The sequence below is a fragment of the Candidatus Electronema sp. TJ genome (genome assembly GCF_048287355.1).
Taxonomy (GTDB): Bacteria; Desulfobacterota; Desulfobulbia; order Desulfobulbales; family Desulfobulbaceae; genus Electronema.
The window spans coordinates 1-11,265 of the sequence record NZ_JBLWEP010000071.1 but is presented as its reverse complement, the minus strand read 5'-3'; the positions used below and the strand labels follow the sequence as shown (position 1 = coordinate 11,265).

Genomic DNA, 11,265 nt, shown 5'->3' with positions numbered 1-11,265 from the left:
AGGGGCGATTCGCGAACCGCACCTACAGAGGCATTCGGTCGCAGCTTGGTCGGACGCTTGGTCGCAGCATGCTGCGACGCTTGGTTCCAGCATGCTGCGATGCTTGCTCCCAGCATGCTGGGAGTTTAGGTCCCAGCATGGTCGGAGTTCAGGTCCCAGCATGCTGCGACGTTTGCTCCGACCATGCTCGGACTGCTTGGCTTCGCCCGCAGCGGCTGGCGGCCTCCGCAGGTGCGGTTCGCGAACCGCACCTACAGAGGCGGCGCGGTCGCATGTGCTGCCGCAAAACGGAGCAGCTCGCTTTCGCTGAACGCTCCGCCGCTGGCGCGAACCTGCCGGGTCAATTGTCTGATTTCATGCTCCTCTAAGTGCAGGCCGTGCTTTTCCAGCTGAAGCGCCACAGCCCTGAAACCAGTCTTGCTGCCGAAGCGCAGGCTGCGCTGGCCGCCGACCCGCTCCGGCGCATACGGCTCGTAGGTCTCTGGGCAGACGGCCAGCCCATGCTGGTGCAGGCCGCTTTCGCAGGTGAATATCTCCGCGCCAACAAGGGGATGGCTGGCGGCGATGCTCCGGCCTGCTGCCTCAGCCACAGTCTGGCAGAGCGCGGGCAGATGCTCAGGCTTGTAGCGGCGGTTGCCCAGCACTAAGGCGAGATACCCGGCGGCCTCTTCTAAACGGCAGCAGCCCGCCCGCTCGCCCAGGCCCAGCACTGCCGCGTCAAGGCTGATTGCGCCTGCCTCCAGCGCGGCGATGGAATTGGCTGTGGCCATGCCGAAATCATTGTGGCAATGCACCCCGACCGGCAGGCTGACCGCGTCCTTCACAGCCCGCACCAGCTTGCGCATTGTGCTTGGCGAGCAGATGCCGACCGTGTCTGCCAAGCGGACGCGCCCTGCCCCGCTGGCTGCGGCAATCGTGGCCAGCTCGATGACAAAGCCCAGCTCGGCCCGCGAGGCATCTTCCAGCCCGACAGAAATGTGCGCAATGCCCAGTGACAAGGCCAGCCGCACTGAACGCGCCAGCGTCTGCCGCGCCCAGCTGCGGTCTTTGCGCAAACGCTCGCGCAGGTGGCGGTCAGAGGCGGGCAGCGAGAGCGAGAGGAAATCAGGGTTGCAGGCCGCCGCAAAGGCGATGTCCTCATCCTTGCAGCGGCACCAGAGGGCAAGCCTGCACCTGCTGCCAACGATTGCGCGGGCTTCTTTGACTGATTCCGGCAGCCAGCCATGCAGCGGCGAGGCCGCGCCCAGCTCAATCTCGTCCACGCCTGCCTGCGCCAGCCCGGCAATAATGCTCCGGCGGGCTGCGGCAGTGAAGCGCACGCCCGGTGCCTGCGCTCCTTCGCGCAGGGTGCTGTCTATAATCTGAGGAGGCTTCATGCGCTGCTTGGCTGAGAGGACGATGCTGACAAAAACGGCATCATGCAGCAAGGAGCATTCAAAAGATGTGCCAGTTTTGACAAATTCGGCGCATGCCGGATGACTGCATGGAATCACGCTGCTTCTTGCAGGCAATGCAGCAGGCTGCCTGCGCCTCGCCTTACAATACCGCGTAAAAGAGCGCTGCTGGGCAGACAAAATTGTGCAATGGCGTTTGGCCGGGGTCCGTGCCCGTCTGAAGAACGAAGCCGCTGCTTGGTTCCATCTCCCAGCGCAAAGAGAGGCAGTCCGTCTTTCCATACTTCATAAAGGTGGCCGCTCCACCTTATTGTAGACTTTTCTGCAAAAGGGTTTCCGCAGCTGCGTGAGCCTCTCTCCTGACATTTCTGCAAAGTGTAGCCCAACCAGCCGGAATAGCGGCTTTTCTTTTTCTCCAGCCCAGCTTGGCACGGGCCTTGCTTTACTCATGGCAAAGAACACGCAGCACTGACACGGAGCATTCCGGGACATCCTATAGAACACAGGAGGAACACGAAGATGAGAAAGGTGGCTATCTACGGCAAGGGCGGCATCGGCAAATCCACGACCACCCAGAACACGGTGGCTGGACTGGTGGAGATGGGCAGGAAGGTGATGGTCGTGGGCTGCGATCCCAAGGCGGACTCAACCCGCTTGCTGCTCGGCGGCCTGGCCCAGAAGTCGGTGCTCGACACCCTGCGGGAAGAGGGCGAGGATGTGGAGCTGGACGACATCCGCAAGAAGGGTTACGGCGGCACCTGGTGCGTGGAGTCAGGCGGCCCGGAACCAGGCGTGGGCTGCGCCGGACGCGGCATCATCACCTCCATCAACATGCTGGAGTCGCTGGGCGCCTACAACGAGAGCGAGAAGCTGGACTACGCATTCTACGACGTGCTTGGCGACGTGGTCTGCGGCGGCTTCGCCATGCCTATCCGCGACGGCAAGGCCGAGGAGATCTACATCGTCTGCTCCGGCGAGATGATGGCCATGTACGCTGCCAACAACATCTCCAAAGGCATTATGAAGTTTGCCCAGACTGGCGCAGTGCGCTTGGGAGGACTGATCTGCAACTCCCGCGCTGTGGACAATGAGAAGGAGATGATCCAGAAGTTTGCCGAGAAGCTGGGAACCCAGATGATCTGGTTCGTGCCAAGGAACAACGATGTGCAGCGCGCCGAGATCAACCGCAAGACGGTCATTGAATGGAATCCTGCCGCCGAGCAGGCTGATGCCTACCGGGGACTGGCCAAGTCCATTGACCAGAACAAGATGTTCGTCGTTCCCAAGCCGCTGGAGATCGAGGAGCTGGAGAAGCTGCTGATGGATTACGGGCTGATGAACTGATGCAGGCCGACGCACGGTGACGGCAGGGGCAGGCCCCCGTGCCTGCCCTTGAATGCCAAGGGCGACCACAGGGGGTCGCCCCTACAGAACAACGACTATATCAGGAGACATATACCATGCTGATGATCAGAGCAATAGTACGACCGGAGAAATCAGACGAAGTGCTGGCCGCCCTCATGGACGCGGGCTTTCCGGCAGTGACCAAGTATTCCGTGGCCGGACGCGGCAAGCAGCGGGGCATCAAGATAGGTGACGTGACCTATGATGAGATACCGAAAACCATGCTGATGATGGTGATCAAGGATGAGGACAAGGACTTTGTCATCCAGACGGTCATGGACACGGCCCGCACCGCCGGCAAGGGTGCCTTTGGCGACGGCAAGATCTTTGTCAGCCCTGTGGAAGAGGTGTATACGGTCAGCTCCGGCCAGAAGGAGAGCTGATCATGAAAGAGGTGATTGCGGTGGTTCGCATCAATATGATGAACCAGACGAAAAAGGCACTGAGCGACGCGGGCATCGCCGCTTTCTTCGCCCACGAATGCCAGGGACGGGGCAAGGGCTTTGTCAATCCCAAGGTGCTGGAAGGCGTGGATCAAGGCTATGAGGAAGCCGCTTCGGTGCTGGGCGAGAAAGGCAAGCTCTATCCCAAGCGCATGGTGACGGTGGTGGTTGAGGACGAGCAGGTTGAGGACGTGGTGCAGGCGGTTATCGCAGTGAACAAGACCGGCAAACCAGGCGACGGCAAAGTCTTTGTGCTGCCGGTCATGGACGCGGTGCGCGTCCGCACTGCTGAGAAGGGCGCAGCAGCCATAGTCTGAAGACTCTACTGAGGGAGGAAGGAACGAGATGACAAAGAAAGCAACAGCGCCGATGGCACCTGAGAAGGTCAAGGCGGAGCTGCTGGCCCAATACCCGCCAAAGGTTGCGAGAAAGCGGAGCAAGCAGATCATGATCAATGAGGCGCTGGAGAACGGCACCCCGGAGATCACGGCCAACGTGCGCACCATACCAGGCATCATCACCATGCGCGGCTGCACCTATGCTGGCTGCAAGGGTGTCATCATGGGGCCCACAAGGGACATCGTCAACCTGGTGCATGGCCCGATCGGATGCAGCTTCTATGCTTGGCTGACCCGCCGGAACCAGACAGATCCTGGCCCGGAAGGACCAGACGGTGAGAACTTCATGATGTACGCCTTCTCCACCGATATGCAGGATCAGGATATCATCTTCGGAGGAGAGAAGAAGCTGGCAGCGGCGATTCAGGAGGCCTACGACCTCTTTCATCCCAAGTCCATTGCCGTGTTCGCCACCTGCCCAGTCGGGCTGATTGGCGACGACATCCACGCGGTGTCGCGGAAGATGAAGGAGAAGTTCGGTGACTGCAACGTGTACGCCTTCAGCTGCGAAGGCTACAAGGGCGTAAGCCAGTCAGCCGGGCATCATATCGCCAACAACCAGGTCTTCCGCCATATAGTCGGCGAGGATGACCGGCCTGTGGAAGGCAAGTACAAGATCAGCCTGCTCGGTGAGTACAACATCGGCGGCGACGGCTTTGAAATAGACCGGATACTGAAGAAGTGCGGCATCACCAACATTGCCACCTTCTCCGGCAACAGCACCTATAAACAGTTTGCCACAGCCCACCAGGCAGATCTGAACTGCGTCATGTGCCACCGCTCGATCAACTATGTGGCGGACATGATGGAGACCAAGTTCGGCATACCCTGGATCAAGGTGAACTTCATCGGTGCCAAGGCCACAGCAAAGTCCTTGAGAAAGATAGCTGCGTACTTCGAGGACGCTGCGTTGATTGCCAAGGTTGAAGAGGTGATTGCCGAGGAAATGCCTGCGGTTGAGGAGGCGGCCAAAGCTGCTTTGCCGCATACGGAAGGCAAGAAGGCGATGATGTTTGTGGGCGGCTCGCGGGCGCATCACTACCAAGAGCTGTTCAATGAGCTTGGCATGAAGACCATCTCCGCCGGATATGAGTTCGCGCACCGCGACGACTACGAGGGCCGCAGGGTTCTTCCCACTATTGAAGTGGATGCGGACAGCCGGAATATCGAGGAGATTGAAGTAGAGGCCGATGCTGTGCGCTTCAAGCCGCGCAAGACAGCGGAAGCCATGCAGGCCTTGGAGCAGAAAGGAGTTAAGTTCAAGGATTACGAGGGGCTTGCCCCGGACATGGAAGCAGGCACGCTGATCATCGACGACCTTAATCAGCATGAGGCGGAAACCTTGGTCAAGCTGATGAAGCCGGACATATTCTGCGCAGGCATTAAGGAGAAGTTCTCCATCCAGAAGCTGGGCGTGCCCATGAAACAGCTGCACAGCTACGACTCTGGCGGCCCTTATGCAGGCTTCCAAGGCGCAATCAACTTCTATCAAGAGATAGATCGCCTTGTGAGCAGCAAAGTCTGGTCTTATATGAAAGCACCGTGGCAGGAGAACCCGCAGCTCTCTGGCGCGTACGTGTCGCAGTGAATTGCAGCTGGGCAGGCCACCGTGCCTGCCCAGCATGTGGCGGAATAAGACGCGAGGGCGAAAGATGTTTCGCTCCTGTACTGGCCGTTCAAACACCGTAGGGGCAAAAAATCTTTTGCCCTTGTCGGTATCACCTGAATGCTGTTTGGGCGAAAGATGTTTCGCCCCTACGGCAGGCTGCATAAAGGTACCTAGGCAGCTTGATCAAAGGTACCTAGGTATCTTCACCTAAGGTACCTAGGTATCTTAGACAGAAGTACGGAAGCATCTCTGCATGAAGACGCATCGAGGCAGCGCATAGGCCGCCCTTGCAGAAAATCGACAAACACGAGGCAAGAAAATGCTCTTACGACATACACCGAAAGAAATCACTGAGCGCAGCGCCTTGACCATCAACCCGGCCAAGACCTGCCAGCCCATCGGGGCGATGTACGCCGCTCTTGGCATCCATGGCTGTCTGCCGCACAGTCATGGCTCGCAGGGCTGCTGCGCGTATCACCGTTCCGCGCTCACCCGGCATTACAAGGAGCCGGTCTCGGCAGCAACCAGCTCCTTCACCGAAGGCTCGTCGGTCTTTGGCGGCCAGGCAAACCTGATGCAGGCCTTCAGCAACATCTTCTCGGTCTACAACCCGGAGATTGTCGCTGTCCACACCACATGCCTGTCTGAGACCATTGGCGAGGACTTGCCGCAGATCAGGAAGAAGGCGATTGCTGAAGGCAAGATACCGGAAGGCAAGTACGTCATAGGCGCAGCCACGCCCAGCTATGTTGGCTCGCATGTGACCGGCTTCTCAAACATGGTCAAGGCCATGACGGATCTGGCTGAGCCGACCGGTAAGAAGAACGGCAAGGTCAACCTGATTCCAGGCTGGGTTGAGCCCTGCGACATGGAGGAGCTGAAGCGGCTGAGCAAGCTGATGGGCGTGAGCACGATCATGTTCCCAGACACCTCAGGCGTGCTCAACACCCCTCTGACCGGGGAATACAAGATGTTCCCGGACGGCGGCGTGACCATAGCTGAGCTGAAGTCCACTGCGGACTCTGTCGGCACCATCGCTCTTGGCGAGTGGTGCTCGGCTGATGCGGCCCGCGAGCTGGACAGTGCCTACAAGGTGCCCTGCAAGGTGCTTGACATGCCTTTCGGCCTCAAGGCCACAGACCGCTTCATTGACGCGCTGCGGAGCATGGCTGGGGTGACTGTGCCGGAAGAGATCATGGTCGAGCGAGGCCAGCTGGTTGATTTGATCTCGGATATGCACCAGTATTTCTACCATAAGAAAGTGGCCTTGGCAGGAGACCCTGATCAGCTCATCGCTATGACTGAGTTCCTCGTCTCTATTGATATGCTGCCGGTGCACATAGTCACAGGCACGCCAGGCAAGAAGTTCGAGAAACGGATCAAGGAACTCACGAAGGACATGCCCTGCCCAGTGAATGTCCGGGCCAAAGGTGACTTCTTTCTTCTGCATCAGTGGATAAAGAATGAGCCGGTTGACCTGCTGGTCAGCAACAGCTATGGCAAGTACATTGCGCGGGACGAGGACGTGCCTTTCATGCGCTGGGGCTTCCCCATACTTGACCGGCAGGGACATCAGTACTTCCCCACCGTGGGCTATAAGGGCGGCCTGCGTCTTCTGGAGAAGATACTGAACCTCCTCTTGGACAAGAAAGACCGCGACGACGCGGAGAACAAGATGGAGCTGGTGCTGTAGGCAGGAACAAAGAAAGCGTGCTGAGACAAAGGCAGAGCCGCGAGGCTCTGCCTTTTGCTTTCGGCTGGAGCAAAAAGAAAAGCCGCCATGCAGGCGGCTTTGGTGGTGCGGGATGTCAGAAGCAAGGCTCCCGCAGCGGCGGAGATCCTGCTGCGGAAAAGGCTGCGGCAAGGAAAGGCCGGAGCTGGAAGGACGGCATCATTGGCCTCCCTTGCTCCAGTCCCTGCTTTTATTTCACCAGATTGCCTATTCTTCCCCAGCGGATGGAAGCGAAGCGGTCAACTGAAAACAGCTGCTTATTTTTATCCGTGTCCCACGACCAGTAGAGGATGAAGGCCTTGCCTCGCACTGCCTCCAGATCAACAAAGCCCCAGAAGCGGCTGTCGTAGGAGTTGTCGCGGTTGTCGCCCATGACAAAGAGCTTGCCTTCCGGCACGGTCACCGGGCCGAAGTTGTCGCGGGGCCCAGCCGAGGCAGGGATGATCCGCTCCTCTTTGAACTGCCCGTAATCTTGATCACCAGCCAGAGGCTTGCCGTTGATGAAGACCTTCTTGTCTTTAATCTCCACCGTCTCACCACCCACGGCAATAACCCGCTTGATGTAGTCCACATCAGGCTCTTTCGGATACTTGAAGACAATGATGTCGCCGCGCTTCGGCTCCTTGACCGGCACCAGCACCTTGCCGGTGAAGGGCAGCTTGATGCCGTAGATGAACTTGCTCACCAGCAGATGGTCGCCAATCTGCAGGGTCTCCAGCATCGAGCCGGAGGGAATCTTGAAGGCTTGGACGATGAAGGTGCGGATGAAAAGGGCGAGCACCACGGCGATGAGTATCGCCTCAATGTACTCGCGGATGATTGATTTGCGCATGATGGGCAGATGCTTGGATGGTGGATGAGAGGGAACTGCATTCCGCCTGCGGCGAAAGCAGAAAGAGAGATAGCCGAAAAGCGGATAAACTTCAAGCGGCAACTGCGCATGGCCGCAGTTTGGATGGAGGGAATACCCCTGCGTCTGCTATAATGGCCGAAACTGCGCGGCCTGCCGCGCCCGTATTGACCACAAAGGAGGAGACCTGATGCTGCATTACGAGACACCCGCCTCGCTAGAGGCTGACATCCGCCGCTTTGAGCAGGACTTGGCCGAGTTCCGCGCCGGACGGCTGCACGAGACCGCCTTCACCGCCAAGCGGGTGAAGATGGGCATCTATCTGGAGAGGAATTACACGACCTACATGTTCCGCATCCGCTGCGCAGGCGGAATTCTCACGCCGCATCAGCTGGCTGCGGCTGGCGAGCTGGCCCGTAAATACGGCGACAGCCGGGTGCATGTCACCACCAGAGCTGAGATTCAGCTGCACGGTGTGCCGGAGGAGCACCTTGTCCTCGTCCTGCGGCTGCTGCGCGAGGCCGGACTGTCCAGCCTTGGCGGCGGCGGCAACACTGTCCGCAACATCGTCGCCAACCCGGACTCCGGCATCAGTCCAGCGGAGGTCTTTGACGTGCAGCCTGCTGCCTTGGCTCTGACCAGCCGCATGTGCGCCGAGCCGGACAGCTGGGATCTGCCGCGCAAGATCAAGACCGGCTTCACCTCGCGCCCGGACGACGCGGCTTTCATCCTCGTGCAGGACATCGGCTTTATCGCCTGCCTGAACGCGGCAGGCGTGCGAGGCTACCAGCTCTATGCGGGCGGAGGACTGGGAGCCAAACCCAAGCCCGGCATCCTGCTGCACGACTTCCTGACCGAGCCGCAGGTCTACCATGCAGTCAGAGCGATCAAGAACATCTTTCATGCCCACGGCAACCGCAAGAACAAGCACCGCAGCCGGCTCAAGTTCCTCATCCACGAAGATATGGGCGAGGCAGCCTTCCGCAAGCTGTACGAGGAGGAGTTTGCCAAGGTGCTGGCCCAAGGCACGCCAGGCTTGCAGGTTATGCCGATAGACAATGCCGCCAACCAGCAGCGTAGGTTTGATCTTATCCCGCTGGCCGAGGCTGCGCCCGGCTTTGCGCTCTGGCGCGAGCGGCATGTCAGCAGGCAGAAGCAGGCTGGCCTCTGCGCTGTCCGCCTGCCCTTGCTGCTGGGTGATCTGTCGCCGGATGACTGCCTGCGCCTGACAGAGTTCCTCCAGCACTTTGGCGCGAACACGCTGCGCTGCGGCGCAGACCAGAACCTCTATCTGCGCAACATCCCGGAGCTGTTCCTGCCCAATCTGCACAGCGTGATCGCCGCCTGCGCAACCCTGAGCGGCAAGCCGGTCATCTACGCCAATCTTGTCCCCTGCACCGGGGCGCAGACCTGCCAAGTAGGCATCAACCGGCCACGGCCTGCGGCGCAGGCCATCTTCAAGGCGTTAGACAAGGCGGACTTCCCTCTGCCTGATGACGTGCAGATCCGCATCAGCGGCTGCCCCAACGCCTGCGCCTGTCACTGGCTGGGTGACCTCGCCTTTCATGGCAAGGTGCGCCATGTGCAGGGCCGTGCTGTGCCAAGCTACAACGTCCTTGGCAACGGCGGCCTCAGCCACGGCCAGCTCAGGCTGGGCGAGACAGTCGGCTGGGTGCACGCCTACGATCTGCCCCGCTTTGTGGTTGATGCACTGCGTCTCCGCGCCGCGCATCCGGCGCAGAGCTTCAGCAGCTGGTGGAGCAGCGGCGGCAAAGAGGCCGTCGCCGCCCTTTGCGCGGAGCAGTACAACCAGCTGCCGTCCTTTGAGGAGGACAAGAACTACTACTTTGACCACGGCGCAGAGCAGCTCTTCTCAGTCAAGGACTTGGGCCGGGCCGAGTGTTCAGCAGGCATGTACGACATGATCGAGGTGGATGAGAAGGAGCTGCGCAAGCGGCTGCGCGAGCTGGAGAGCGGCAATGTGACCGAGACTGTGCTGCGCGAGCTGGTCTTCCGCTCGGCCCGGATGCTCTTAGTGACGCGGGGCGAGGAGGCGCGGAGCGAGGAGGAGGCTGCGCAGCTTTTCATCAAGCACTTCATCGACAGCGGACTTGTCAGCACTGCGTACCGCCTGCCGGTGGAGCTGCTCAGCGCAGGCCGCGAGCTGTGCCAGCACGCAGAGCAGGCCGCCGCGCTTGGCCGGGCCATGCTGGCACTCTATCAGCGCATGGACAGCACCATGCGCTTTCCTGACGAGACCGCCGCGCCTGCCGAGCCAGCCCAGTCCGCAGCAGCCTCCCAGCCGCAGGAGACGCAGCGGCAGCCTGACCGCCGCAAAGACCTGAGCGGGGTGAAGTGCCCGCTCAACTTTGCCCGCACCAAGGTGCTGCTGGCTGACATGGTGCCTGGTCAGCTCTTGGAGATCATTCTAGATGACGGCGAGCCGATAGAGAACGTGCCAGACTCACTGCGCTCAGAAGGCCACCGCATCCTCAGCCAGGAACGGCGCGGCAAGCAGTGGACTGTGCTGATCGAAAAGAGCTGAGGCGGAAGGTCCTTATCTCCTCAGCAGCAGCTTGTACACCGGCGTGAGCACAGGGGCAAGGTCAGGATCGGCAGCGGCAAGCCGCATCACGCTGGCCTTGCCGCCGTCGCTCCCGTCCTGATAGGCGACACAGGGTGCGCCGCTGCTGTCAAGAGCAAGGCTGAGGTGCATGACTCCGTCTGCTGAGAATCCCTGCCTGCCGACCTGCTCCCAATCTGTTCCGTTGAAGCGCATCATGCTGGCCTTGCCGCTGCTGGCTTCGTCCCTGTACACCACACAGGGCGCGCCGCTGCTGTCAAAGGCCAAGCCAGTGCTGACAGCGATATCTGCTGAGAAACCCGCCTCCCCGACCTGCTCCCAGTTTGTTCCGTTGAAGCGCATCACGCTGGCCTTGTAGCCGTTGGCAGCATCCGCATAGGCGACATGCGGTGCACCTGCCGCATCCACGGCCAAGCTGATCTCCCAAGCCGTGTCAGGCGTGAAGCCGACCGGCCCGACCTGCGTCCACTGGCTGCCGTCAAAACGCATCACGCTGGCCGCCTGCCCGCTTCCGGTCTCATCGGTATAGGCAAGATAAGGCATCCCGGTGCTGTCTACGACCAAGCTGAGATGCTCCGCCTTTTGCGACGTGAAACCTTGCTCTCCAACCTGCTCCCAGTCTGTTCCGTTGAAGCGCATCACGCTCGCTTTGCTTGCTGCGGCCAAGTCTGTGTAGGCAAGCAGCTGCTTGCCGCTGCTGTCAAAGGCCAGGCTGACATCAAAAACCGCGCCCGGCGTGAAGCCAGCTGGACCAACCTGCACCCACTGGCTGCCGTCGAAGCGCATCATGCTGGCCTTGCCGCTGTTGTCACTATCATGATAAGCAACCTGCGGCAGACCGCTGCTGTCCA

General features: G+C 60.1%; 9 protein-coding genes. 6 read left to right on the top strand and 3 right to left on the bottom strand.

The genetic code is table 11. The annotated features are described in order from the left end of the window. Nucleotides 1-251: 251 nt before the first annotated feature. The gene (locus ACNKID_RS06780) at nucleotides 252-1,376 is read right to left on the bottom strand and encodes a LeuA family protein (RefSeq protein ID WP_417912679.1); all 1,125 of its coding nucleotides are present in this window, start codon (nucleotides 1,374-1,376) and stop codon (nucleotides 252-254) included. A 537-nt stretch (nucleotides 1,377-1,913) separates the two neighbouring features. Here ACNKID_RS06780 and nifH point away from each other — a divergent pair. The 5 genes from nifH (at nucleotide 1,914) to ACNKID_RS06755 (ending at nucleotide 6,941) form a co-directional block, all read left to right on the top strand. Further along, nucleotides 1,914-2,738 (top strand): nitrogenase iron protein, encoded by an 825-nt coding sequence (gene nifH, locus ACNKID_RS06775; RefSeq protein WP_417912678.1) that lies wholly within the window; start codon nucleotides 1,914-1,916, stop codon nucleotides 2,736-2,738. Between the two features lie 116 nt (nucleotides 2,739-2,854). Further along, nucleotides 2,855-3,181, top strand: a complete 327-nt coding sequence (locus ACNKID_RS06770; protein ID WP_417912677.1) for a P-II family nitrogen regulator — start codon at nucleotides 2,855-2,857, stop codon at nucleotides 3,179-3,181. Nucleotides 3,182-3,183: 2 nt separating this feature from the next. After that, nucleotides 3,184-3,558: a P-II family nitrogen regulator gene (locus tag ACNKID_RS06765; protein ID WP_417912676.1), complete on the top strand. Its 375-nt coding sequence runs from the start codon at nucleotides 3,184-3,186 to the stop codon at nucleotides 3,556-3,558. A 52-nt stretch (nucleotides 3,559-3,610) separates the two neighbouring features. Beyond that, nucleotides 3,611-5,227, top strand: coding sequence for a nitrogenase molybdenum-iron protein alpha chain (nifD, locus tag ACNKID_RS06760; RefSeq protein WP_417912675.1), 1,617 nt, complete (start codon nucleotides 3,611-3,613; stop codon nucleotides 5,225-5,227). 340 nt (nucleotides 5,228-5,567) lie between these two features. After that, the gene (locus tag ACNKID_RS06755; RefSeq protein WP_417912674.1) at nucleotides 5,568-6,941 is read left to right on the top strand and encodes a nitrogenase component 1; all 1,374 of its coding nucleotides are present in this window, start codon (nucleotides 5,568-5,570) and stop codon (nucleotides 6,939-6,941) included. Between the two features lie 229 nt (nucleotides 6,942-7,170). Here the strand turns inward: ACNKID_RS06755 and lepB are convergent, their stop codons facing one another. Then, nucleotides 7,171-7,812: a signal peptidase I gene (gene lepB / locus ACNKID_RS06750; protein ID WP_417912673.1), complete on the bottom strand. Its 642-nt coding sequence runs from the start codon at nucleotides 7,810-7,812 to the stop codon at nucleotides 7,171-7,173. A 208-nt stretch (nucleotides 7,813-8,020) separates the two neighbouring features. Between lepB and ACNKID_RS06745 the strand changes: the two genes are divergently transcribed. Further along, nucleotides 8,021-10,375, top strand: a complete 2,355-nt coding sequence (locus ACNKID_RS06745) for a sulfurtransferase TusA family protein (RefSeq protein ID WP_417912672.1) — start codon at nucleotides 8,021-8,023, stop codon at nucleotides 10,373-10,375. A 12-nt stretch (nucleotides 10,376-10,387) separates the two neighbouring features. Here ACNKID_RS06745 and ACNKID_RS06740 read toward each other — a convergent pair. Continuing rightward, nucleotides 10,388-11,265 (bottom strand): hypothetical protein (locus tag ACNKID_RS06740; RefSeq protein ID WP_417912671.1); only part of this gene is annotated, 878 nt, incomplete at its 5' end.